Genomic DNA, 22,011 nt, shown 5'->3' on the forward strand with positions numbered 1-22,011 from the left:
GCACCGCACCCCCATGCTCCTCTCCGGCCGCCGCAACAGCCCCCCCCCCCTCACTGTCCCGTTACTTCCCGCCCCCGCGCGCGCCCGCGCCGGCCCGCCCCCCCGCCCCCCGGGCCAGGCGCAGGGCGGTGGCGGCGCCGATGCCGCGGGCGGCGCCGGTGACGACGGCGACGCGCTGGTGGTTCTCGCTCACGGTGATTCCTCGTCCGGGGTCGGTGGTGGAAGGTCAGACGTAGAGGCGTGCGACGGCCTCGGCGACGCAGGCGGGCCGGTCGGCGCCGTCGATCTCGATGGTGACCCGGGAGGTGAGCTGCCAGCCGCCGGCCACCTCCTCGGCCGCCGTGAGGGCCACGCCGGCGCGCACCCGGGAGCCGACGCGCACCGGGCTGACGAAGCGGACCTTGTTCAGGCCGTAGTTGACGGCCATCCGGACGCCGTCGACGCGGTAGACCTGTCCGCTGAGGACCGGCAGCAGCGACAGGGTCAGGAAGCCGTGGGCGATGGTGGCCCCGAACGGGCCGGCGGCTGCCCGCTCGGGGTCGGTGTGGATCCACTGGTCGTCGCCGGTGGACTCGGCGAACAGGTCGATGCGCTGCTGGTCGACGGTGAGCCAGTCGCTGTGGCCGATCTCGGTGCCGACGGCGGCCGCCAGATCGGCAGGGGTGTCAAAGGTCCTCACGCGGTACTCGACTCCTCGCTCGATGGGGAAAGAAGGCCCGGTCCGGTCACAGGCCCATGGACTTGGCGATGACGGTCTTCATGACCTCGCTGGTGCCGCCGTAGATCCGGAAGACCCGGTTGTCGGTGTAGAGGCGGGCGATCGGGTACTCGAGCATGTAGCCGTAACCGCCGTGCAGCTGCAGGCACTTGTCGATGACCCGCGACGCGGTCTCGGTGCAGAAGAGCTTGGTGGCGGCGGCGTCGGCGGAGGTCAGCGCATCCTGCTCGATGAGGTCCAGGGCCCGGTCAGAGAGGGCCTGGGCGGCGGCGACCTCGGCGGCGCACTCGGCGAGGACAAACTTGGTGTTCTGGAACTCCGAGACCGGCTGCCCGAAGACCTTGCGGTCGCGGGTGTAGGCCAGCGCGAAGTCGATCGCGGAAGCGGCGGCGGCCACGGCGGACACGGCGATGCCGAGGCGCTCGGGGATCAGGTTGTGGGCGAGGTAGCCGAACGCGGCGCCCTCCTCGCCGAGCAGGTTCTCCACCGGCACCTTGACGTCGGTGAAGGAGAGCTCGGCGGTGTCGGAGCTGCGCAGGCCGATCTTCTCCAGCTTGCGGCCGACCGCGTATCCGGGGCTCTTGGTGTCCACGCACAGGATGGACAGGCCGCCTCGGCGGTTGTCCGCCGGGGCGGGGGAGGTGCGGCAGACCACCAGCATCAGGTCGGCGAGGACACCGCCGGTGATGAAGGTCTTCGCGCCGTTGAGGACGTAGTGCGTGCCGTCCTCGGACAGGGTCGCGGTGGTGCGGATGCCGGCCAGGTCGGAGCCGGTGCCGGGCTCGGTCATGGCGATTGCCGTCATCATCCGCCCGGAGACGAAGTCGGGCAGCCAGCGCTTCTTCTGCTCCTCGTCGGCGAACGCGAGCAGGTACGGCAGCACCAGACCGGTGTGCACGCCGGAGCCGCCGAAGGACACCCCGGCGCGCATCAGCTCCTCGACGACCACGGCCTGGTACTTGAAGCCGCCGACACCCGAGCCGCCGTACTCCTCCGGGACCTCGATGCCGAAGACCCCCAGGTCGCCGAGCTTGTGGTAGAACTCGCGCGGCGCGTGGCCGGCGGCCTCCCAGGCGTCGTAGTGGGGCACGACCTCGCGCGAGATGAAGTCCCGGATCATCTCCCGGAAGTTCTCGTGGTCCTCGGTGTAGACGGAGCGCTGCACGACCTGTCTCTCCTTGTGTCCGGGTGTGGCGCCGCGGAGCGCCGGCGGTCCTCGCAGCTGTCCTGCGGGACGTGAGCGATGCCGGCCGGCTGCTCTGAGCTGCGGTTTTGCTCTGCGACGCCCTCAACCTAGAGCGCGGGCCCGCGCTTGGACAGGGGCATCTGCACAAGATTGCGGGCCATGGGTGTGCACTCTGCCCATCGCCGCGGGGCTAGCCTGGGGCCATGAAGCACGGTTGGGCGGCGCCCGCGCCCGAGGTGGCGGCACACATCCGGGCGACCGCGGAGCGCATGCAGGACACCCTGGACGAGCTGCTCGCCGAGATCGGCCAGCAGCTGGCCCCCGACACGCCGGAGGCGCCGATCGACCCGGTCATGGCACAGGAGATCGCCGCGAGCAACCGGGACACCGTCGGACGCTGGGTGCGCGCCAACCGGCTCCGCCCCGGCGACCCGGTCCCCGCCGACCTGACGGCCCAGATCCTGGATGTGGCCCGCGACATGGTCCGCCGCGGCGTCGACGAGCGCTACCTGGTCCAGGGCTACTGGCGCGGTCACAACCTGCTGTGGCGGTACTGGATGCGCGCCGCGCTCGCCGAGCCGGGCGCGCCGGAGGTGCTGGCCGCCTCCCTCGACCTGGCCGCCCGCTCCATGTCCCGGTTCGTCGACCGCACCCTGGCCGGCGTCCAGAAGCACGTGGAGCACGAACGCGACCAGCTCGTCGGCGGCATGTCCGCCCGGCGGCTGGAGACCGTCAACCTCCTGCTCCAGGGTGCGCCGATCGCCGAGGAGCGGGCGAGCGCCCGCCTCGGCTACGACCTGCGCCGGCGCCACCTGGCCCTGGTGCTGTGGCACGCGCCCGGTGCGACGGAGCAGGGCGAGCTGGAGTCCGCGGCCGATGCGATGGCCGAGGCGGCGGGAGCGCGCCGGCCCCTCACCGTCGCCGCGGGAGTCTCGGTGCTGTGGGCCTGGATCGCGGATCCCGGCCACGTGGACGCCGAGGTCCTCACCGAGGCCCTCGCCGCCACGGGCGCCAACGTCCATGCGGCCGCCGGGATGCCGGGCGGCGGTCCCACCGGCTTCCGGCTCAGCCACCAGCAGGCGCTGACCGCCCAACGGCTGATGTTCCGGATGCACCGGCCGCCCCGCCTCACCGCCTACGAGGACGTGCAGGTCGTCGCCCTGGCCGCCCACGACGAGGACCAGGCGCGCGAGTTCGTCGCCACGACGCTGGGTGAACTCGCCGGCGCGCCCCCCGAACTCGTCCGGACACTGCGCGTCTACTTGCAGGAGGACTGCAACGCCGGCCGCGCCGCGCGCCGGCTGTACACCCACCGGAACACGGTCCTCAACCGCATCGCCCGCGCCGACGCGCTGCTGCCCCGACCGCGTCCGGGGCGCGGGCTGCAGGTCGGCGTCGCACTGGAGCTCCAGCACTGGCTCGGCCAGGGGCGGTAGCCGCCGCAGCGGTCCTGCGGTGCGCCGCCCTCGCGGCCGGCCGGCCTGCCGGGGCTGCTCAGTGCGGTGCGGTGTCGAGGGCGAAGCCGTGCAGGAGGGCTCCGGTGGCCTCGGGGTCCTGGTACATGGGTGTGTGGGTACATGGGTGTGTGGCCGACGCCGTCGAGGATCTCGGTCCGGGCGTGCGGCACCCGGCGGTGGTCCTGGGCCGAGGACGGCTGCCAGCGCCGGTCCCGGGAGCCGAAGATCACCAGGGTCGGCAGGCCGAGACCGGCGAGCCGGTCGCGGACGGGCCGCTCCTTCACGTACGCGGAGGACGCCCGGTCGGTCGCGTTGAGGCTGCGGAAGGTCATGCCCCGGATGTCGCTGACGATCTGCTCGGGAATCCGCACCTGACGGGTGAACGCCGCCGCGGACGAGCCGTGGCTGGCCGCCGACGACACGGCCTGGCCCGGGCGCGGCGGCGGGGCCCGACGCACTGAGCTCGTCGCCGTCCTGCGGTGCGGCCCGGCGACGGGAGATCGGCGTCAGTGCAGCTCGGCCCGGGCGGCGGTGCCGTCCAGGAACCCGCCCGACTGGTGCTGCCAGAGCTTGGTGTAGGTGCCGTCCGAGGCGAGCAGTTCCTCGTGCGTGCCCTGCTCGATGATCCGTCCGCGGTCGAGGACGACGAGCCGGTCCATCCTGGCGACCGTGCTCAGCCGGTGTGCCACCACGAGCGCCGTCCGTCCCTCCATGAGCCGCCACAGGGCCTCCTGGACGAGGAGTTCGCTCTCCGAGTCCAGGGCGCTGGTCGCCTCGTCGAGCAGCAGGATGGGCGAGTCCCGCAGGATCGCCCGGGCGAGCGCCACCCGCTGCCGCTGCCCGCCGGAGAGCTTGACGCCCCGCTCGCCCACCATGGTCTCGAAGCCGAGCGGCAGCGAATCGGTGAACTCCGTGACGTGCGCCGCCTCGGCCGCGCGGCGGATCTCCGCATCGGTGGCGTCCGGACGGGCGAACGCGATGTTGTCCCGCAGCGTCCGGTGGAACATCGCCGGGTCCTGGGGCACGTAGGCGATCAGGCTGCGGAGATCGGCCTGACGCAGCCGGCTGATGTCCTGGCCGCCGATCAGGATCCGGCCGGCGTCGATGTCCGTCATCCGCAGCAGCAGCCGGGTGAGGGTGGTCTTCCCGCCGCCGGACCGGCCGACCAGGCCGAACTTCGCCCCGCCGGGCACCGCCAGTTCGAGGCCCCGGAAGATCGGATCCGCGTCCGTGTGGGCGAACTCCACGTGCTCGAAGCGGATGTCCGTGCCTCGGCGCAGCAGCGGTTCCGGTGACGCGGGGTCGAGCACCGTGGGCGGGGTCAGCAGCAGCTCGGTGAACTGTGCGGCCTCCGTCAGCGAGCTCTCCAGCCGGCGGTAGATCTGGTTGAACTCGAACATGATCCGCGTCGCGTTGCTGTAGTACGTGAAGGCGACCACCACCGCTTCCACGCCGTGCCCGCCCCCGCCGAGCGTCACGGCGAGCAGCAGGCCGAGCGCGTTGGTGAGCACGGACATCGGGGCGACCAGGGTGTCGATGCGCAGGTTGCCGTAGTCCCACGACCGCAGGGTCAGCCGGCGCGATTCCGCTACGCGCGATCGGTGCTCGGCCGCCTCGCCCTGCTCGGCGGCGAAGGCCCGGACGGTGTCCATGTTCATCAGGCTGTCGGCGACATGGCCGGACACCCGGGCGATCGCCTCCTCGCGCCGGTTGACCAGCGCCTGGCGGCGGCGGATGAGCGGTGCCGCGCACAGGGCCGTCAGCGCGATCATCGCCAGCAGCCCGACGACGAGGAGCGGTTCGTAGCGCCACAGCACCACCGAGCCGAAGATCAGCGGCACGAGGCTGCCCACGACCGAGAACGTCAGGGTGTCGACGACCTCCTCGAAGCGGGAGGCGAAGCTCAGCACCCGCTTGGTCAGCGACCCGGCGAAGTTGTCGTGGAAGAACGCCGCGTCCTTGGCGAGCAGTTCGTCCATGCCGACCACGTACAGGTGCTCGATGCCGAGGGCGTCGATCCGGTTCAGGTAGTGCAGGCCGACGCGCCACAGCGCCTCCCCGGCGAGCAGGGCGCCGGCGAAGCCCAGGACGTACGGCAGCATCGCGGCGAGTCCGACGGAGGTGTGGCCGGCGATCCGGCCGACGAGCTTCGCCACCGCCAGCGGCGCGATGTAGTTGAGGCCGATATTGCCCAGCGCCGGCAGCAGTATGCCCGGCACCGTCAGGTGCGGGCGCCGGGCCAGCTCCCGTCCGTAGTAGCGGAGTGCGAGGAGTACCGGGCGCCTGCCCGGCGCCCCCCGGAGTGATTCGGACGATCCCATCCCGACCTCGTCGTGTCGTACGGCAGTCCACCATCCGCCCTCTGGTCGAACACATGTGACGATCTGTCAGTGGATCGACCCGGGGGGACGGGAGCCACAGTCTCCCGCGGTGGCGCCGCAGAAGTCCAAGGCTTTTCGTCCGGTTGGCGCCGGTCCGTACCGGGGTGGGGGGGGCGGGCGCCCCCCCCCGGCATGTCGGGGGGATGTGACGTTCCGTCAGAGCCAGCCGTGCTCGCGGGCGATCCGGATCGCGTCGCACCGGTTGCGCCCCCGGGTCTTGGCGATCGCCGACGAGACGTAGTTGCGGACGGTGCCGGGGGAGAGCGACAGGGCCGTCGCCACCTCGTTGATCGTCGCGCCGTCCGCGATGTGGCCGAGGACGGTGAGCTCGCGCGGGGTGAGCCCGCCCCCGCCGCCGCCCGTCCGGACCACGTCGACCACCAGCCGCGGGTCGTACACCCGCCCGCCGCGGGCGAGTTCGCGGACGGCGGCGATCAGTGCGGCCGGCGGCACGTCCTTCAGCAGCACCCCGGCGACCCCGTCGGCGACCGCGCGCTGCAGGTCGGCGGTGCGGGGCTGTGCGGTGAGCAGCAGGACGGCGGTGTGCGGTGCCCGGTCGCGGACCAGCGCGGCGGTGGCGGCCCCGCCCGGGCCCGGCAGGTCCTGGTCGAGGACGGCGACGGCCGGCCCCGTGCGGGCCGCCTCGGCCGCTGCCTCCTCGGCGGTGGGCACCTCGGCCACCACCGCGAGGTCGGCCTCCCGGTCGAGCAGGGCACCGAGCCCGGAGCGGAACAGCTGGTGGCCGTCGGCGAGCAGGACGCTCACCGCGCCGGTCGCCGCGGTCGTGCGGGGTGCGGCCGTGCTGCCGGGGGAGTGGCGGGCGGGTCGGTCGAGCTGCTGGTCGAGCGGTTGCTCCAGGAGGATGGTCATCCGGCTACCTCGGTGGCGTCGACGGGCGGGGCGGGAGTCGGCTGGGCGGGAGCCGGCCCGGTCGGGGTCGGCCGGGCGGTGGTCTCAGCCCCAGCCCCAGGTCTCCTGGGTGGACGTCGGCAGCGGGGTCGGGGCGGTGGCGTTCGCGACCGGTATGCCGGGGCCCGCGGAGCCGCCGGCGCCCGTCCCGTCGGCCGTGGACACGGTGGCGGCCGGGGTGGCGACGGACAGGGCCGCGGTGGCGGCGGTGCCGGTCAGGATGCTGAAACCAAGGGCGACAATCGTGATGAAACGGACCTTCTGCGCCATGGTGATGCCCGATCCTCTCGCGTTCGGCTGGGCCCCGGGCTGCTTCCGGGGCGAACTGCTCTGCGGCGGTCGCCTGCGGTCCGTCCCCGGGCCCCCGTCGGGGGCTGCTGTCCCGGTGTCCGGTCCGCCGTTCTCGGCGACACCATGAGAGTGGCGGGCGGCGGGGGTCCGTGTCAGTAGCCGGGCCTGGCACCAGAGTGCCGTGACACCCTGAGGCCAGCTCGACCGGCGCTCCGGCCGCGCTCCACCGGCCTCCCACCTGCACGCCGGCCGTTCCCCGGCCGTACGCGGGCCGGCACTCCGGCCGGGCCCGGCACTTTGCTGCCGGGCCGCCGGCCGGGTACCCGGCACGTTGCTGCCACCGGCTCGCCCGGTCCGGGGCCGCGGGTCGGCCGCCGCCCGTTCAGGGCCTGCGGCTCAAGGGCGCTCGCTCAGGGCCGGCTGGTCGCCTGGTGCAGTCCCAGCGCGATCGCGGTGTCGGCCTCGCAGTGCATCAGCCGCCAGTCCCCGAGCTCGGCCCCCGGCGCGGTCAGCCGCTCCAGGGCGTCGCGCAGCAGGCGCTCCGCCTCCAGCAGCGAGCCGGCGACCACGAAGACCACGGCGTCCAGCGACCGGCCGGTCACCCGGATCCGGGCGTGGCCCACCCGGGCCGGCCCCCGGAGCCCGCGCTCCAGGCCGTCCCGAACCGCCGCCGCCACCGGGCCGCCGGCCGGCGGCCCGCCCCGGGAGGCCAAGTGGACGCGAATCGCATACACACGTCCAAGTCTGCGCCAACACCGGGTGTCCGAGGCATCCGACGGGGTGTCACATCATTGCCAGGCAGGAATATGCCGCTCCCACCGCGACCGGCCGGATCCGTCCGCCCCGGGCCCGCGCCGCACCCGGACCCGTTCACAGATCATCCATCGGATCGTCGCGAATGACAGCAAAAGTGTTCTATGGTCGATCACCCTTCGGTACTCTGACTGCCTGTCAGGGCCAGGCGCCGTCACGGGGAGGGTGTGATGAGTTCCGCACTGCTGGTGGCCGCCCGGTGAGCGAATCCCGGCCGGTCGGCCTCGACCCCTTCGGCGAAGCCGTCTACCGGACGATGCTGCTCCATCCCGAGCTGGACACGCACGGCATCGCCGAACGGCTGGAAGCGGACGAGAGCGCCGTGCGGGCAGCCCTCGACCACCTCGCCGACCTCGCACTCACCAGACCCACCGGCGCCGCCGACCGCTGGCGCGCCGTCAACCCCGAACTCGGCCTCGCCGCCCTCCTCGCCCGCCAGGAGGCCGAGGCGGCCCGCCGCCAGCAGGAGATCGAGCGCAGCCGCACCATGATGGCCGGCCTCATCGCCGAGTACGCCAGCATGCACGCCCCCGCGAACCAGCCCGGCATCGAGCTCATCGCCGACCTCGCCGAGGTCCGCGACCGGCTCGTCCAACTCGCCTCGGACGCCGCCGCGGAGGTCCTCTCCTTCGCCCCCGGCGGCCCGCAGCCCCCGCAGGTGATGGAGGCCAGCCGCGCCCTCGACCAGGAGACCCTGGAACGCGGCGTCCGGATGCGCACCATCTACCAGGAGAGCGTCCGCAACGACCCCGCCACCGTCCAGTACGCCCGCTGGCTGCGCGGCCTCGGCGGCGACGTCCGCACCCTGCCCACCCTCCCGCTGCGCATGATCCTGGTCGACAACGCGACCGCGATCGTCCCCATCGACCCCGAGGACGCCCGCAAGGGCGCCGTGCTGCTGCACAGCCCGGGGGTGATCGCCGCGCTGCGCGCCCTCTTCGACCAGCTCTGGGAACAGGCCTGCCCGCTCGGCGAGAGCGCGCAGCGCGGCCCGCACGGCCTCACCGCCCAGGAACGCGAACTCCTGCGGCTGCTCGCCGAGGGCCTCACCGACGAACGCGCCGGCCAGCGCCTCGGCGTCTCGCTGCGTACCGTCCGCCGCATGATGGCCGACCTGATGGTCCGGATGGACGCCCGCAGCCGCTTCCAGGCCGGCATCCAGGTGGCCGCCCTCGGCTGGCTCGGCGAGACCACTTCGCGCTGACACCGCTCGGTGGCGGCTCTGATCACGAGTTGCGGGTCCGGCTCGACTTCCGGGCGCCGTCGCTGATCGAGGGGTGCCCGCCGCTCGGTCGTGTGACCGGAGGATGCGGCGCCGGAGGAGGCCGGAGTCGGCCCCGGCCGCCGACTACGACAACGTTCCGCCCGTGGCCAGCGCGGTTCGCGCCAGCCCGCGCAGCCAGGCGTGGGCGTGGTCGGTGTCGTAGCGCTGATGCCATGACAGGTACACCGGTGCCGAGGGCACTTCGAGTGGGAGGGGGAGCACGGCCAGGCCGAGGTCGGCGACCGCCGAGCGCGTGGTGGCTTCGGGGACGCAGACCAGGAGATCGGAGCCGCGCGCGAACTCCAGCGCGGCCGCTTCGGTGGGCGCGGTCGCCACCACGCGGCGGGTGAGGCCGAGCCGCGCGAGGGCGTCGTCGAGGGCGTTGCCGAGGTTGCCGCGTCGCGAGACGGTGACGTGCTCGGCGGCGGCGTACCGCTGTGCGGTGAGGGACCTGACACGGGTGAGCGGGTGCCCCTGCCTCACGACGATGACCAGGCGGGTCTCGCCCGCCTTCTCGGCACGGATGTCCGGTGCGTTCGGGCGGTCGGCGTTCGCCTCCAGGTCCACCTCGCCGCGCCGCAACCCAGGGGTGTCGGTGCTCGATTCCGCGACGAAGCGCAATCGCACGCCCGGTGCTTGTTCACGTGCGGCCGAGAGCAGGGCGGGGCCGCTCAGGGCGACCAGGGAGTCGTGCCAGCGGAGTGTGAAGGTGCGCTCCAGCGTTGCCAGATCGAGTTCACGGCTCGGTGCCAGCACCCCCTGGACCTGGTGCAGCAGCTCGTGCACCTGTGCCCGGACGGCGATCGCGTACGGCGTCGGGGTCATCGTGCGGCCGGTGCGCACCAGGATCTGATCCCCGGTCGTGCGCCGGATCCGGCCCAGGCTTCGACTCATCGCGGGGGCGGTGACATGCAGGCGTGCGGCGGCCCCGGCCACACTTCCCTCCTCCAGCAGGGCGTCGAGCGCGGCCAGCAGATTCAGATCCAATTGCATGTGAGTAATGCTAGCCGTGCTTGACATGCATTTGAAGTTAATCAAGGGGCTGGATACCTTCGAAACCGGAGCGCCGAACAGAGCGCACGGTTCGGCCCGACGGCCTCATCACCTGCTGATCACAAGGGAGTTCACCATGCCCGAAACCCTTCGGACCACCCGCACCGCCACCACCGACGCCGACCTGCTCGACCGGACCGCGATCGCCGTGCGCACGGCCGGCTCCGCGCTCCGCGAGCGCTTCGGCGAGGTGGTCCGCTACCGGAGCCGCGACGAGCTGATGCGCGCGCTCGCCGTCAACGACGACACGGCCCTCGACATCCTGCGCCCCCGCCTCACGCGCCTGCGTCCGGACGCCGGGTGGGTGGAGGACGAGCTCGACGGCGGGGCGCTGCCGCCCGGCGAATGGTGGGTCGTGGACCCGGCCGAAGGCAACGTCAACCACCTGCACGCCCTCCCGGAGTGGGCGGTGACCGCCACCCTCGTACGTGAGAACCGGCCGGTGCTCACCGCGGTCCACCTGCCGTTGACCGGCGAGACCTACACCGCGCTGACCGGTGCGGGCGCCCACCTCGACGGCCGACCGCTGCGCGTCTCCCCGACCGCGGACCTCGGCCTGGGCATCGTGGCCACCAGCCAGGCCCGGCCCGACGAGGACGAGAAGGTCGTGCGGCGCGTCGGCTCCTCGATCACCGCGATGCTCTTCGACGCGCTCGTCGTGCGCACCGCCGTGCCCGCCACCCTGCACCTGACCGACCTGGCCGCCGGCCGCATCGACGCCTTCTGGCAGTTCGCCGGCGCCCGCGCGGACCTGCTGCCCGGGGCGTTGATCGTCACCGAGGCCGGCGGACGGATCTCCGACGCCCAGGGCCGCCCCTGGACCCCGCAGAGCGAAAGCTTCCTGGCGGCCGCGCCCGGCGTCCACGCCCAGGCCGTCGCCACGCTCTCACGCTGACCCGCGCACCACAACCCGCACCCACGAAAGGCCCACATCATCATGACCGCGATCGCAGTCCTCGGAAACGGCCGCGTCGGCGGCAGCCTGGCCACGGCCCTCACCCGGGCCGGGCATGAGGTGACCGTGGCGGACCGCGCGCCGGGCACCGCCGCCGCCGCTGCCCGGACAGCCCGGATCGTCATCAACGCCACCCCGGGAGCAGGCTCGCTGGAGCGGCTCGCCGCCCTGCGCGAGGAGCTGCGCGGCAAGATCCTCGTCGACGTCTCCAACGCCACCACCGACGGACCGGACGGACTGCCCGCCGACCTGATCCATCCCGGCTCGAGCCTCGCCGAGCTCCTCCAGGAAGCGCTCCCCGAAACCCGCGTCGTCAAGACCCTCAACACCATGCTCTTCCCGGTGATGACCGCGCCGGCCGCGCTCACCCGGACCCCGACCGCTTTCCTCTCCGGCGACGACCCGCGGGCCAAGCAGACCGTCCGGGAACTGCTCGGCGACCTCGGCTGGCAACCGGAGTGGATCACCGACCTCGGCGGGATCGAAACCGCCCGCGCCACGGAGGCCGCGATCCTCTTCGTCCCGCACGTCATCCGGTCCAGCGGATTCGCGCCCTTCGCGATCTCGATCGCCCGCTGATCCGCACGGAGTGCACCGTCCCCGGCGGGCCCACCGCCGGAACAGGCGGGCCGCTGACCGCCGGCCGTCCTGCGGCCTGGTCCCGCCCGGCCCGGGTGTGTGCCGGGCCGGGCGTCCGAGCGCGCGGGCACTGTCGCCTGCGTCAGGCGATCGTGATCTCTTCGAGGGGGTCGCCGGCGGTTCCGTCGGTGAGCCAGGCGCCGGCGTAGGCGGTACCGGGCCGCCAGGGGGAGTCGGTGGGCATGGCCGCGAGGCTGACCGTGACGTCCTGTGCGGCGCCGGTGCAGGCGACGGGGTCGGAGGCGGCCACGGATTCGGTCATGTCCTGGTTCGCCCAGGCGAGGACGGTGTGCGTTTCGCCGGCGGTGCAGGTCACCGTGACGGTGAGGTCCAGCGTGGCGCCCGAGTCGGCGATCCGGCCGCCGGTGACGGCGACGTCGCCGTCACCGATGGTGGCGGCGGAGGACTGCGGGGCGCCGGCGGCGAGGGCGCCGGTGGCGAGGACGGCCGCGAGGGCGGTGGTGCGGAGGGTCCGGGTCACGGACATGGGTCGACTTTCCTTTCGTGATGGCCGAGATGGGCCCGCCCCGCTCCGGGGCTGCCCACAGGGCACCCTGGTTCGGGCCCTCACGGACGGCAACTCTTGCCGCGGTTCTCGTCACCTCACGTGACCGCGGTTCGGGCGTGCACAAACGATGCATGCGTCCGAACGCTCAATCGGCCCGTGCTTCGGGCCCTTCGGATGCGGCACGGACGGGCACCCGGGCTTCGGGCCCGGCCGGGTGAACGAAGGGGGCGGAGCGGCGGCGCCCAATGCATCACGGGCAGGCCGAGCGAGGGCTGGTCGACCCGACCCGAGACGGGCGACTTCCCGGTGAGGCGGGCGGTTCGCGCCGTCGCGTTCAGGCGGTCGCCGCAACGTACGGGCCCTCCTCGGGGAGCTCGTACAGCAGCTTCTGGACCCTCACATCGTCCGACCGCGGTCGTCAGACCCGCGGCTCCGCGGAACCGCGGGCGGCCCGCCTCGCGCGGAGGACGGCTCGCAGGCGGCGCCGGAAGGTGATGAACCAGCCGACCCCGAACACGGTGGCCACCACGGGTAGCCCTAGGAGGACGGGACGTCGGGCGGCCCACGACCAGCCCGGTTCGAGGAAGACGTCCAGGGCCAGCGCCAGGCAGATGGTCACGAACAGCGGCCCGTAGCCGAGGATCTGCCACCTCTCCCACCGCGACCCCTCGCCCCTGTCCCGGGTGGTGAGGCCGATCACCATGTCCACCGCGAACAGCGCGAACAGGAGCGCGGCGAGGACGTAGAAGACCATGCCCGCAGTATCTCCGGCCTCGTGGCCTCCTGGCGGGCACTCCCGAAAACCGATGCCGCGGGGTGCCCGCCGTGGCCGCGTCGGCCGCCGAGCGGCACGGCCCGGGGGAACCGGAACAGCCCGGTCCGAGAGAAGGTCGGCCGCGCGCGCCGCATCCGTCACGCTCAGGCCGTGCCCACCACCCGTTCACGGAATATCGCTTCCTCGGCGGGTGTCCCGTCGGGCATGATGCCGCCGGTCGGGGGCGTGCGAGACAGGGCGGGTGCGGCAGGTGTCGGGGAGCGGGCAGACGGCGTTGACGGAGCTGTGGCAGCAATGGTGGCCAGACTGCCCGCCTGTCGGGCACCGGCTGCGCGGCCCGTACCGGGATGTCTGGGTGCGCTTCCACAGCCTCCCGGAGTCGCAGCGGTACCCCCAGGACGAAAGCGAGTACGCCGTTGTCCTGGAGCGCTACAACACCGTCCTCGACGAGCTGTTCGCCGGTGCGGACGTGTATGTGATCACCTCCGTCTGGACGAGCGGACCCGAGGTCCCACCGCATCGCCCGGACGCCGGCTACTGGCAGAGTCTGCTGGTGGAGGACGACCCCGACCCGGAGTACCGCACCTACTCCCATCTCTTCGCCGTACGCCGGCCCTGGCAGCGCGGCTGCCTCGACGAGCTGCTGCGCGACGTGGCCGACGACCGGGCGGCGGACGTGCTGATCACCGACACCGGGTTGCGGCGCATCCACCATCCCTATGACGGCGGGGCCGACGTCTTCCTTGCCACGCCCGAGGAGCGGGATCGCCTGCGGGACCGGCACGCGGCCCGGCTCTCCGCTCACCCGGCCGGACTCTGACCGCGTCGGCGTCCTACGGCTCGTCGCGCAGTCGCGCCAGATGGACGGTGATGTCCGCGGCAAGGTCGACCGTCTCCGGCAGGACCTCCAGGACCCGGCGGAAGACCTGTTGCTGTTCGCGGACCGGCAGGACCAGATAGGCCGAGATGGTCGAGAGCAGGCCGATGTACTCGCGCGCTGTCATCGTCAGCCGCCGTTCGATGACGTGCTGCTGAACACCGGTGAAGAGCTCGGACCGCTGGAGCTCGGTACCCGGCCACTGCATGGCGTTCCCCGGGGGCGTCCCGTCCGGGGAGGGCACCTCGTCGCTCTCCAGGAGCGGTGACCGTGCTGCGCGAACGGCCTCCTCCACCGCCGGGTCGGCCAGCTGGACCGGCCCGCCGAACGAGGCGACCACGCCGCCGGGCTCCAGCAGTGCGGCCATGCGCGACCACCGGCCGACCGGGGCGGTCCAGTGCAGCGCCGCCGCCGCATACACCAGCCCGTACCGCCGGTCCGGCCGCACCTGCTCGAATGCGGCCTGCACCGTCCCGACCCCGGCCGGAACGTGCTTGCGCAGCTCGGCGAGCATGGCCCCGTCCGGTTCGGTCGCGGTGACCGCGACCCCGCGGCGGGCGAACAGGCGGGTCGCCTTGCCCGTTCCGGCCCCGATCTCGAGAGCGGTCCGCACCGGCCGACCCGCGTACGCCACCACCAGGTCGAAGAGCTCCACGGGATACCCCGGCCGGAACCGTTCGTACGCTTCCGCCACCACTCCGAAGCTCAGTGCGCGACCAGACATGCCGAGCATCCTGACACGGGCCGCGCCCTCCGTGCGCGCCCTTTCGCGCGCGCCGGTCGACCACCCCACACACCTCGCCGGCGGCGTGGCGGGGGCCGGTCCCGAGGGTGCGGTGTCGCAGGCTGTCCGGGTGGCCGAACGGGTTCGCGCGTCCTTCGCGCAGACGTACGGCCGATAACCGCTTGCCCGTCCGCGCCACGCCCACCAGCATCGCCTGACACCCTACGAAGGCAGAGCAGAGGACCATGCAGACCCACCCCGTCGACCACGAACTCGTCCAGGCCGCGGCACACATCGCCCGCACGCGCTGCCGGGGCGACAACCACACCGTGGCAGCCGCGGCCCGTGCCCGGGACGGCCGGATCGTCACCTCGGTGAACGCCTACCACTTCACGGGCGGGCCGTGCGCCGAACTGGTCCTCATCGGCGCAGCAGCCTCCCAGGGCGTCTACGAGCTGGACACCGTCGTCGCCGTGGGCGACCGCGACCGAGGGGTCGTCCCCCCGTGCGGCCGCTGCCGGCAGGTCCTCCTCGACTACTTCCCCGACCTCAAGGTCGTCGTCGGCAGCGCCGGCCGCCTGCGGACGGTACCCGTCACCGACCTGCTCCCCGAGAGCTACATCTGGGCCGACCACCAGCTCGACACCGAGTGAACCACGCGCACCGTCAGCGTCGTTGACGTCGTTCCACCCCGAGTGGTCCCGTCCGGCGCACGTGGCTACCGGTCCTCGTGTGCGCGGTGATCACCGACCTGCAGAGTGCCTGCGACCTGCCGGGCGGGACCGCTGCGCCCACACCCAGGTCCGGTCCGGGCCGGACCCCGCCGGGTGTCCCGAACGCCGAGGGCGACATCCCGATCCCTGCTGGACGACCCCGTGCCGCCAGTGCCGACCCCCGGCCCCTGCACGTCCGGATCGGCCGAGGAGGTGCCGCTGACAGCCCTCGAGACCTGCCAGTGGGTGCCGCCAGGTGTACGGGAGGGCGCACCTCGGGCCGGCGAGGTCATGCAGCGCCTTCGCTCACTGACCACCGCGGGCCGCATCCGCGCCATCTTCTCGGGGCCAGCGGCCCTCGATGTGCAGCTGGATGAGCGCGGCGTGCGAGAGCGGGCTGGTGGGATCGGTGATGTCGCCGTTGGTGGTGTAGTCGAGGAGGACGACGTCCCCCATGTCGCGGAGCCGTTCGACCAGATCGGCGGCGCGGTGTTCGAGAATCCACCGGTAGGCGGGCAGATAGATCCGACGCCGGGCGGCCTCGTACGACAGGAGTCGGTCGCCGTGCAGGCCGGTGCGGTGGCCTTGGACGGGGCCGTGGCGGCGCACCGTCCGCTTCAACCCCTTCATCGTGGTGATCCGGAGCTTTCCGGGGTCGACGTCGGTGTCCCGGAAGACCTTGAGGGCCTGCCAGATACCCTCCACGGACTGGCTGGTCACCCCTTCGCTGTAGGGGACCGGGATGCCGCCGTGCGGGTAGAACGGGCTCAGCCGCACCCACGGCTGCGGTGCCCGGGAGGTCACATCGACGATCTCCGCGCGGGGGAAGGCGGAGGTCAAGGACGCCGTCGTACGGCGACGGCCGGCAACGCGGATCGACATCTGAGGGCTTCCTGCTCGGCGGCATCAACCACCGAGCATCCCCGATGCCACTGACATCGCCCGCGCACCTCTTCCGACGGCTGCGTCAACGGCAGGAGCGCCGGTCTACCGCGAGATCTTCCGCTCGTCGGCACTGAGACCGCGGAGCGTCCGCAGCCCGTGCAGGGCCAGCAGTGGTTTGACGACCACCCATTCGCCGAGGCGGTAGTCATCGGCTCGCACCAGCCTCTCGGCAAGGTCGGGGCGCTGCCGCCGCAGGTACGCGCGCGCCTTGAGCGCGTGAGCCGGTTGGGAGGCGATCTTGATGCGGTCGGCATCCTCGAGGAGGGGGATCACGTTCGCGATGTTCTCCCATGTTGTCGTGCTCCGGTCCTCGAGGACCGCCGTGCCGTCGAACTTGAGTACCGACTTCGCGTAGTCGGCCATCATCCGGGCCTCCGCGGCGCCGTTGCCGGTCGATCCGCCGCTGAAGATCACGCGGGTCTCCCGCGCACTGTCGCGGGAGACGGAGCGGATCCCGGCGCGGACGCGCCAGCGGTTGACGAGGTTGGCCGACGCCTGGGGATTCCGGTAGCCCAGCACGACCACGGCCTCGGTGGTGCCCTCAACGCTCCCGACGAGTGCTCGGGACCAACGCCGGTTCAGCCATTCGCCCCAGGCGAGGGCTGCTACGACCCCGGCCGCCGCCAGTCCTGTCCTTCGTCGCATGCGGCGACTCTAGGACACCGTGATTCGGCTGTGGGGGATCCAGCGGCGCCGGACCTCACCCCTTGACGGCCTCGGCGACCTGTCGCGCCACCTGGGCGGGTGTGAGGTGGGTGGTGTCGATGACCTCGGCCTCGCGGTGCAACCAGGTGCGTGCCGCCTCGGCGTAGGGCCCGAGGTAGTGGAGACGGAAGGGGGAGGGGCCGAGCAGAGTGTCCCCCTCGATCCGCCCGCGGAGGGTGTCCTGGTCGGCGTGGAGGACGAAGTGCCGCACCGGGATGCCGTGTTGGGCGAGGCCCGTGCTGATCTCGCGCCAGTACTGCTCGACCAGGACGGTCATGGGCATCACCAGGGTGCCGCCAGTGAATTCGAGGATGCGGCGGGCGGTCTCGACCACGAGCTGCCGCCACGGCGGCCAGTGCTGGAAGTTGTCCGTCGCGGGCAGTCCGGGTGTGACGTCCATGAGTGTCACGCCGACCTTCTCGGCGTCGAACACCCGCGAGTCCGGGATGAGGGGCGGCAGGAGTGCGCCGGTCGTCGTCTTGCCCGCGCCGTGGGTGCCGTTGAGCCATACGATCACGGGCCCGATGCTAGCCCGGTGCGGGGCCGTGGGGACGGCCGGCGCAGAGCGCGTTCGTCGGAAGTGACGGTGCCTCGGAGAGCGGACTGCGTCCTCTCAGCTCAGCTCCTCGGCCAGCGCAAGGATGATCCCGCTCGGCCCGCGGAGATAGCAGAGCAGGTAGCTGTCCTCGAAGCGCGTCACTTCGCCGACGAGTTCGGCGCCGTGCGGGCGGAGGCGGGCGAGGGTGTCCTCGATGTCGTCGACGGCGAACATGACGCGGTGCAGGCCCAGCGTGTTCGCCGGGGTGATGGCCGGCTCGGGGGTGATCGCCTTCGGGGAGTGGTACGTCGCCAGTTCGAGCCGGCCCGGGGCGCCCGGGATCCGCATCATCGCGATCTCGCTCCGCATGTCGTCGAGCCCGACGACCTTGCCCGCCCAGCTGCCTTCGATCGGCATCCTGCCTTCCAGCTCCATGCCGAGTTCGGTGAAGAAGGCAACGGCGGCGTCGAGGTCGTCCACGACGATGCCGACGTTGTCCATGCGCTGAATCGTCATGTCCCCGAGGATAGGTACCGGGTCCGACGCCGCCGGTCAGCCGCGCGTCGCGTCGGTCACCGTGCCTTCTCGACCCGGCGGGCGGCGAGGTGACCTGCCCGGACGGTTGCTGCCCGGCCCGCGGCGAACTATGGGCCGGTGTCCGCTCCCGGGGCGCCCGTGGGCCGCTCGTTAGGGGCCGGCTGCCGGCCCCAGTCCGCGGCGAGGGCGGACATCCAGCGGGCCGTGGCCTCCAGGGTGGCGGGGCGGACGGTGTACCGCACCTCGCGTCCGGCCCGCCGGCCGGTGACGAGCCCGGCCCCGTCCAGGACCGTGAGGTGCTTGACGACGGCCTGGCGCGAGACGGGGAGCCGCTCGGCGAGGGTGGTCGCGGTGGCTTCGCCCCCGGCGGCGACCAGGTCGAGCAGATGACGCCGCGTCGGGTCGGCGAGGGCGGCGAGGACCGCGCCGGCCGGCCCGGCCTGCGGGGGTGCCGCGCCGGGGATCTCGTGCTCGATCCGGTCCTCGGTCATGAGAGGCCTCCTCACGTCGCCCCGGAGGGCAACTCCAGGGTTGCACGAGGGCCGACCCCGTGCAACCTCCGGGTTGCATGCGAGGGCCCGGCCTGCGACGAGGCCCGACTCCGGTCCGCCGGTGGATACCGGTGGCGGTCCATCAGGACCTCTCAACTGCTCGCGCAACGACGCGGCCTCCTCCGAACGGAACCGAGCACCCATGACCTCTCCCGCGGTACCCGACCTGGCCTGGTGGCGGGAGGACGAGGCGCGCTGGGAACTCCTGGACCACCTCGGGACGATCACCGGCGCCACCGACGAGGAGGTCGCCCGGGAACTCGACGCACGGCGCCGCGACCACCGCAACGCCCTCGGTCCGTGTCCTGAGCGTCCGGCCGAGCCCCTGTCCTACACGTCGCGCGCGGAGGGATGCTCCCCGGGCGGGAACGGCCAGTCGAACACCAGACGGGTGTGGCGCTTGAGGACGAGGCTGCGGGTGATCGCATCGGCGGCCGCGGCGGCAGTGGCCCCCGCGGCGTCCGACGTGTCGTCGGGCGTGTCCGCCGGGTGGACGGTCAGCAGCGGGTAGGAGCCCCCGCGCAGCCGGCGGTCCCAGATGGTGACCATGTCGGCCATCGTCCGGGCGAGTTCGCCTCCCCGGGGGCCGTAGGCATGGACGCCGAACTCCCACAGGGACGCGCCACCTGCTCCCCCGGCGCGGAGCTTCCGGGTGGCCAGCCGGGCGAGGGAGCCGTCGCGGACCACGGCGGCGGCGTCCCATCCGTTCGGGCGGGTGACCGCACCGGTGTCCAGGGCCGGGTCGACGGCCAGCCGGCAGAACCCGTCGAGGGTCGTCGCGAGCAGCAGGCAGAGCAGGTCGAACGGCTGGTCGCCGGGCACGGTGATGCCCGTCCACACCTCGCCCCGGGGCAACCCCAGGGCCCGTTCGAGACCGCGGACGTCCGCCGGTCCGCCGTCGGCGAACCGCAGCCGCACCTCGCCGCCCCGCAGCGCCACCACGGTGTCCTCGCGCCGCCCCGCCCCCTGCAGCGGAACGAACCCGCAGACCTCGTACGAACGGCCCTCCAGCCGTCCGCCGCGCTTGTGCAGGGCGACGGCCCAGGTGTAGCCGTGGATCCGCAGCGGCACCACGAGCCGTCCGCCCTCCGCGAGTTGGTCGACCCAGGCGGGCGGGATGTCGCGGGCCTCCACGGTCACGACGACGGCATCCGCGCCGGCTGCGGGCAGCAGCCCGGCCGGGACGCCGAGTTCCGCGTCGCCCAGGACCACCGCCACGTCCCCGTACCCGGCCGCAGGAAGGAGGCTGCGTGCGCGGTCGACGACGAACGGGTCGATGTCGATGGTGACGACCGTGCCGTGCGGGCCGACGAGTTCCTGCATCAGTGCAGCCTGGTAGCCGCCCGAGCCGATCTCCACGACGGTCTGTCCCGGGCGGAGTTCCGCCGCCTGCAGCATGGCGGCCTGCAGCCACGGCGCCGAGACCGAACTGCTCGCGCCGCCCGTGTCGTTCCGCCTGGTGACCACGGCGTCGTCGGCGTGGGCCCGTTCCAGCGGGATGCCGGGCAGGAAGGCGTGCCGGGGCACCCGTCGGAACGCCGCCTCGACCCGCGGGTCCGTGAGGCGGTGCTGCCGGACCAACTCGTCGACGAGGGCGCGGCGCAGGGTGGCCGCGTTGTCGCCGGCCGTGTCCTGCGGGCCGGGGACGGGGCCCGGTCCGGCGGCCATGCCGCTGTCGGCCGGGGACGTCAGTGGCGCGCTGTCCTTCACGGTGCTCCGGTGGTCGTGGTCGTGGTCGTGGTCGTGGGCCGGTGGTGCGGTGCCGGCCGCGGGCCGGGCAGGGGCCAGCCGAGGCCGGGTCCGCCGTCGGCCCACTGGCGGTCGCCGTCGAACCGGAGGGCGTAGGTGTCGGGGCGGCCCGCGGCCGTCCAGCGGGCGTGCACGTGCTCGGCCTCCGCCCACAGGCTGCGCGGGCCCCATTCGCGGACCCCGGTCCCGTCCGGAGCCAGCACGGCCCGGGAGCCGTCCGCCGCGACGAGGACGACCTCGCCGTCGGTCCAGTGCCGGCGCACCCCGGGGAGGAGATGGGCGACCGCGAGCCAGAAGCCGCGTTCGTGGTCGCCGGGCGGTGGCGTCGTGTGGGTGCGGTCGCGGCCCGGGCCCGTCTGAGGCGGCAGTGGCAGCCAGCCGCGGCCGCGGGCCGGCAGGTGCCCCCACCGCTCGGCGGCCAGCCGGCCGGAGAGCGCTCCGGTGCGGGCGTCCCGGTCGACCAGCGCGGTGCCGTGCCAGCCGGGCGCGCCGGTGGAGATCGTCACCCGCAGCCGGCCGCCCGGGGCGAGTTGGCGCAGCCACCCGGTGGGGACGGCGGGCAGCGCGAAGGAGCCGCAGATCCGGTCGAACATGCCGGGCGGCAGTGCGTCGGAGGCATCACCGGCGAGGGCCTGCACCGCGGCGCCGATCCTGGCCAGCCGCGGCACGGCGGCCCCGGTCAGCCTCCGGTCGATCTCCACGCCCAGGACCCGGCAGCCGGTCAGCCGGGCCGCCACCGCGCTCAGGTAGAACGTGGCCGCGCCGACCTCCACGAAGCGGTCGCCCGGCGCCACCCGCAGGTCCTGCAGGGCGAGCGCGATGAGTCCGGCCCCCGAGGACATGGCGGTCGGCGTTCCCAGGTACTCGTCACCGACGACCTGTCCGTCCGGGGCGGCCCCGTCGAGCTGCACCACGACCTGGTCCGTGCCGTACACCGCGGCGAGGTACGCAGCGCGGTCGACGGCCGGGTCGACCAGCCGCCACAGCCGGGCCGGCCGCACCGGTCCGCGGGGCTCGAACAGACGGGGGATCAGCAGGTGGCGCGGCACGGCGCCCATCGCGGCGACCACCGCCGCATCCACCACCCCGGGCTCGGCCGCCACCGCCCGGACGAACGCCAGCTCCGCGGCCAGCGTGTCCTCGGCCCGCATGCCACCCGGGTTCGGACCGTCGCCGGTACCGGACGCTGACACCTTGCTGCTCATCGGTACCTCTCGGGCGGCGGGTCGGCGGGCGGCCGATCCTCCCAGCCGACGGCCCCGCTCGGGGGCCGATCGGACCCTGCCTCACCCGATCCGGTCAATCCCGCCGCAGCACGGCGCGCCGCCTGCGCCCCCGCCCCGGTACGCGCGGCACCCGGACCCCGCCGCCCGGCCCCGGGACCCCCCCGCGCGGCCCCCCGGCCCCCCCCCGCGCGCCCGCCGCTCCCCACCCCGCCCGCCGGCGTCGGCAGCCGCTGCGCCGTTGCGGCGACTCGGGCGCGGGCCTCCGCGCCGGGCGCGGTGGGGGCGCTTACGCTGACCACGTCGTCCGTCCGTCCGGCGGGCCGTTCCGCTCGGGGTTCCAGACGGGAGTGCAGGGTGGTCTCCTCGGTGCCGGCCGATCCGGGCTCCGCCCGGCAGCGCTTCCGGGCGTGGCTGCTGGAGGGCCTGGCGGACATGGCCAAGCAGCACCCCGGCCCGCATGCGCAGGCTCCTGCGCACAAGGGGCAGCGGTGGTGGCG

At 73.5% G+C, this 22,011-nt stretch carries 24 protein-coding genes; 6 read left to right on the forward strand and 18 right to left on the reverse strand.

Annotated elements, in window-relative coordinates:
• Positions 1-61: 61 nt before the first annotated feature.
• The 3 genes from ACFV0G_RS12445 to ACFV0G_RS12455 are packed head-to-tail and all read right to left on the reverse strand — an operon-like array spanning position 62 to position 1,883.
• A complete protein-coding gene (locus ACFV0G_RS12445; protein WP_380545667.1) occupies positions 62-193 on the reverse strand; it encodes a hypothetical protein in 132 nt (43 codons plus the stop codon).
• A gap of 33 nt (positions 194-226) precedes the next feature.
• Complete coding sequence (locus ACFV0G_RS12450; protein ID WP_380545669.1) at positions 227-679, reverse strand: MaoC family dehydratase; 453 nt, start codon at positions 677-679, stop codon at positions 227-229.
• Positions 680-725: 46 nt separating this feature from the next.
• Positions 726-1,883 (reverse strand): acyl-CoA dehydrogenase family protein, encoded by a 1,158-nt coding sequence (locus ACFV0G_RS12455; RefSeq protein WP_380545671.1) that lies wholly within the window; start codon positions 1,881-1,883, stop codon positions 726-728.
• Positions 1,884-2,107: 224 nt separating this feature from the next.
• Here ACFV0G_RS12455 and ACFV0G_RS12460 point away from each other — a divergent pair, with 224 nt between their 5' ends.
• Positions 2,108-3,340, forward strand: a complete 1,233-nt coding sequence (locus ACFV0G_RS12460; RefSeq protein WP_380545673.1) for a PucR family transcriptional regulator — start codon at positions 2,108-2,110, stop codon at positions 3,338-3,340.
• 527 nt (positions 3,341-3,867) lie between these two features.
• On the opposite strand, the gene ACFV0G_RS12465 is transcribed toward ACFV0G_RS12460, so the two are convergent.
• The 4 genes from ACFV0G_RS12465 to ACFV0G_RS12480 form a co-directional block, all read right to left on the reverse strand.
• Entirely contained in the window at positions 3,868-5,682 is a 1,815-nt protein-coding gene (locus tag ACFV0G_RS12465) for an ABC transporter ATP-binding protein (protein ID WP_380545675.1), read from the reverse strand.
• Positions 5,683-5,898: 216 nt separating this feature from the next.
• Positions 5,899-6,612, reverse strand: a complete 714-nt coding sequence (locus ACFV0G_RS12470) for a response regulator (protein WP_380545678.1) — start codon at positions 6,610-6,612, stop codon at positions 5,899-5,901.
• An 84-nt stretch (positions 6,613-6,696) separates the two neighbouring features.
• Positions 6,697-6,921 carry a hypothetical protein gene (locus ACFV0G_RS12475; RefSeq protein ID WP_380545680.1) on the reverse strand — a complete coding sequence of 75 codons (225 nt, stop codon included), beginning with the start codon at positions 6,919-6,921 and terminating at the stop codon, positions 6,697-6,699.
• 431 nt (positions 6,922-7,352) lie between these two features.
• Complete coding sequence (locus ACFV0G_RS12480) at positions 7,353-7,676, reverse strand: hypothetical protein (protein ID WP_380545682.1); 324 nt, start codon at positions 7,674-7,676, stop codon at positions 7,353-7,355.
• 278 nt (positions 7,677-7,954) lie between these two features.
• Here ACFV0G_RS12480 and ACFV0G_RS12485 point away from each other — a divergent pair, with 278 nt between their 5' ends.
• Positions 7,955-8,959 (forward strand): LuxR C-terminal-related transcriptional regulator, encoded by a 1,005-nt coding sequence (locus ACFV0G_RS12485; RefSeq protein WP_380545684.1) that lies wholly within the window; start codon positions 7,955-7,957, stop codon positions 8,957-8,959.
• A 144-nt stretch (positions 8,960-9,103) separates the two neighbouring features.
• On the opposite strand, the gene ACFV0G_RS12490 is transcribed toward ACFV0G_RS12485, so the two are convergent.
• A complete protein-coding gene (locus ACFV0G_RS12490) occupies positions 9,104-10,012 on the reverse strand; it encodes a LysR family transcriptional regulator (RefSeq protein ID WP_380545686.1) in 909 nt (302 codons plus the stop codon).
• Between the two features lie 136 nt (positions 10,013-10,148).
• Between ACFV0G_RS12490 and ACFV0G_RS12495 the strand changes: the two genes are divergently transcribed.
• A complete protein-coding gene (locus ACFV0G_RS12495; RefSeq protein ID WP_380545688.1) occupies positions 10,149-10,967 on the forward strand; it encodes a 3'(2'),5'-bisphosphate nucleotidase CysQ in 819 nt (272 codons plus the stop codon).
• A gap of 42 nt (positions 10,968-11,009) precedes the next feature.
• Positions 11,010-11,606: an NADPH-dependent F420 reductase gene (locus tag ACFV0G_RS12500; protein WP_380545690.1), complete on the forward strand. Its 597-nt coding sequence runs from the start codon at positions 11,010-11,012 to the stop codon at positions 11,604-11,606.
• Between the two features lie 142 nt (positions 11,607-11,748).
• On the opposite strand, the gene ACFV0G_RS12505 is transcribed toward ACFV0G_RS12500, so the two are convergent.
• Together ACFV0G_RS12505 and ACFV0G_RS12510 are read right to left on the reverse strand one after the other, a co-directional pair.
• Positions 11,749-12,153, reverse strand: coding sequence for a hypothetical protein (locus tag ACFV0G_RS12505; RefSeq protein ID WP_380545692.1), 405 nt, complete (start codon positions 12,151-12,153; stop codon positions 11,749-11,751).
• A 439-nt stretch (positions 12,154-12,592) separates the two neighbouring features.
• On the reverse strand, positions 12,593-12,928 hold the full coding sequence (locus tag ACFV0G_RS12510) for a hypothetical protein (RefSeq protein WP_380545694.1): 336 nt from the start codon (positions 12,926-12,928) through the stop codon (positions 12,593-12,595).
• A 376-nt stretch (positions 12,929-13,304) separates the two neighbouring features.
• On the opposite strand from ACFV0G_RS12510, the gene ACFV0G_RS12515 reads away from it, so the two are divergent.
• A complete protein-coding gene (locus ACFV0G_RS12515; RefSeq protein ID WP_380545696.1) occupies positions 13,305-13,769 on the forward strand; it encodes a hypothetical protein in 465 nt (154 codons plus the stop codon).
• A gap of 13 nt (positions 13,770-13,782) precedes the next feature.
• Here the strand turns inward: ACFV0G_RS12515 and ACFV0G_RS12520 are convergent, their stop codons facing one another.
• On the reverse strand, positions 13,783-14,550 hold the full coding sequence (locus ACFV0G_RS12520) for a class I SAM-dependent methyltransferase (protein ID WP_380545698.1): 768 nt from the start codon (positions 14,548-14,550) through the stop codon (positions 13,783-13,785).
• A gap of 245 nt (positions 14,551-14,795) precedes the next feature.
• Here ACFV0G_RS12520 and ACFV0G_RS12525 point away from each other — a divergent pair, with 245 nt between their 5' ends.
• On the forward strand, positions 14,796-15,203 hold the full coding sequence (locus ACFV0G_RS12525; protein ID WP_380545700.1) for a cytidine deaminase family protein: 408 nt from the start codon (positions 14,796-14,798) through the stop codon (positions 15,201-15,203).
• Positions 15,204-15,569: 366 nt separating this feature from the next.
• Here the strand turns inward: ACFV0G_RS12525 and ACFV0G_RS12530 are convergent, their stop codons facing one another.
• The 7 genes from ACFV0G_RS12530 to ACFV0G_RS12560 all read right to left on the reverse strand — a co-directional run bounded on the left by ACFV0G_RS12530 (position 15,570) and on the right by ACFV0G_RS12560 (position 21,493).
• Positions 15,570-16,145: a DUF6939 family protein gene (locus ACFV0G_RS12530; protein WP_380545702.1), complete on the reverse strand. Its 576-nt coding sequence runs from the start codon at positions 16,143-16,145 to the stop codon at positions 15,570-15,572.
• A 105-nt stretch (positions 16,146-16,250) separates the two neighbouring features.
• The gene (locus tag ACFV0G_RS12535) at positions 16,251-16,853 is read right to left on the reverse strand and encodes a YdcF family protein (RefSeq protein WP_380545704.1); all 603 of its coding nucleotides are present in this window, start codon (positions 16,851-16,853) and stop codon (positions 16,251-16,253) included.
• A 55-nt stretch (positions 16,854-16,908) separates the two neighbouring features.
• Complete coding sequence (locus tag ACFV0G_RS12540) at positions 16,909-17,430, reverse strand: ATP-binding protein (protein WP_380545706.1); 522 nt, start codon at positions 17,428-17,430, stop codon at positions 16,909-16,911.
• A gap of 96 nt (positions 17,431-17,526) precedes the next feature.
• On the reverse strand, positions 17,527-17,967 hold the full coding sequence (locus ACFV0G_RS12545; RefSeq protein ID WP_380545708.1) for a VOC family protein: 441 nt from the start codon (positions 17,965-17,967) through the stop codon (positions 17,527-17,529).
• Between the two features lie 128 nt (positions 17,968-18,095).
• Complete coding sequence (locus ACFV0G_RS12550; protein ID WP_380545710.1) at positions 18,096-18,479, reverse strand: ArsR/SmtB family transcription factor; 384 nt, start codon at positions 18,477-18,479, stop codon at positions 18,096-18,098.
• A gap of 390 nt (positions 18,480-18,869) precedes the next feature.
• Positions 18,870-20,249: a methyltransferase, FxLD system gene (fxlM, locus tag ACFV0G_RS12555; RefSeq protein ID WP_380545712.1), complete on the reverse strand. Its 1,380-nt coding sequence runs from the start codon at positions 20,247-20,249 to the stop codon at positions 18,870-18,872.
• Positions 20,246-21,493 carry a protein-L-isoaspartate O-methyltransferase gene (locus tag ACFV0G_RS12560; protein WP_380545714.1) on the reverse strand — a complete coding sequence of 416 codons (1,248 nt, stop codon included), beginning with the start codon at positions 21,491-21,493 and terminating at the stop codon, positions 20,246-20,248. Before ACFV0G_RS12560 ends, fxlM begins: the two co-directional genes overlap by 4 nt.
• Positions 21,494-22,011 lie beyond the last annotated feature (518 nt).

The sequence above is a fragment of the Kitasatospora sp. NPDC059571 genome, from assembly GCF_042735675.1.
Lineage (GTDB): Bacteria > Actinomycetota > Actinomycetes > Streptomycetales > Streptomycetaceae > Kitasatospora.

What these genes read in the sequence shown, in the direction of transcription:
- ACFV0G_RS12460 (WP_380545673.1), top strand. Translation starts at nt 2,108, where the DNA reads ATGAAGCACGGTTGGGCGGCGCCCGCGCCCGAGGTGGCGGCACACATC.
- ACFV0G_RS12465 (WP_380545675.1), bottom strand. Translation starts at nt 5,682, where the DNA reads ATGGGATCGTCCGAATCACTCCGGGGGGCGCCGGGCAGGCGCCCGGTA.
- ACFV0G_RS12470 (WP_380545678.1), bottom strand. Translation starts at nt 6,612, where the DNA reads ATGACCATCCTCCTGGAGCAACCGCTCGACCAGCAGCTCGACCGACCC.
- ACFV0G_RS12475 (WP_380545680.1), bottom strand. Translation starts at nt 6,921, where the DNA reads ATGGCGCAGAAGGTCCGTTTCATCACGATTGTCGCCCTTGGTTTCAGC.
- ACFV0G_RS12490 (WP_380545686.1), bottom strand. Translation starts at nt 10,012, where the DNA reads ATGCAATTGGATCTGAATCTGCTGGCCGCGCTCGACGCCCTGCTGGAG.
- ACFV0G_RS12495 (WP_380545688.1), top strand. Translation starts at nt 10,149, where the DNA reads ATGCCCGAAACCCTTCGGACCACCCGCACCGCCACCACCGACGCCGAC.
- ACFV0G_RS12500 (WP_380545690.1), top strand. Translation starts at nt 11,010, where the DNA reads ATGACCGCGATCGCAGTCCTCGGAAACGGCCGCGTCGGCGGCAGCCTG.
- ACFV0G_RS12505 (WP_380545692.1), bottom strand. Translation starts at nt 12,153, where the DNA reads ATGTCCGTGACCCGGACCCTCCGCACCACCGCCCTCGCGGCCGTCCTC.
- ACFV0G_RS12510 (WP_380545694.1), bottom strand. Translation starts at nt 12,928, where the DNA reads ATGGTCTTCTACGTCCTCGCCGCGCTCCTGTTCGCGCTGTTCGCGGTG.
- ACFV0G_RS12520 (WP_380545698.1), bottom strand. Translation starts at nt 14,550, where the DNA reads ATGTCTGGTCGCGCACTGAGCTTCGGAGTGGTGGCGGAAGCGTACGAA.
- ACFV0G_RS12525 (WP_380545700.1), top strand. Translation starts at nt 14,796, where the DNA reads ATGCAGACCCACCCCGTCGACCACGAACTCGTCCAGGCCGCGGCACAC.
- ACFV0G_RS12530 (WP_380545702.1), bottom strand. Translation starts at nt 16,145, where the DNA reads ATGTCGATCCGCGTTGCCGGCCGTCGCCGTACGACGGCGTCCTTGACC.
- ACFV0G_RS12535 (WP_380545704.1), bottom strand. Translation starts at nt 16,853, where the DNA reads ATGCGACGAAGGACAGGACTGGCGGCGGCCGGGGTCGTAGCAGCCCTC.
- ACFV0G_RS12545 (WP_380545708.1), bottom strand. Translation starts at nt 17,967, where the DNA reads ATGACGATTCAGCGCATGGACAACGTCGGCATCGTCGTGGACGACCTC.
- ACFV0G_RS12550 (WP_380545710.1), bottom strand. Translation starts at nt 18,479, where the DNA reads ATGACCGAGGACCGGATCGAGCACGAGATCCCCGGCGCGGCACCCCCG.
- ACFV0G_RS12560 (WP_380545714.1), bottom strand. Translation starts at nt 21,493, where the DNA reads ATGAGCAGCAAGGTGTCAGCGTCCGGTACCGGCGACGGTCCGAACCCG.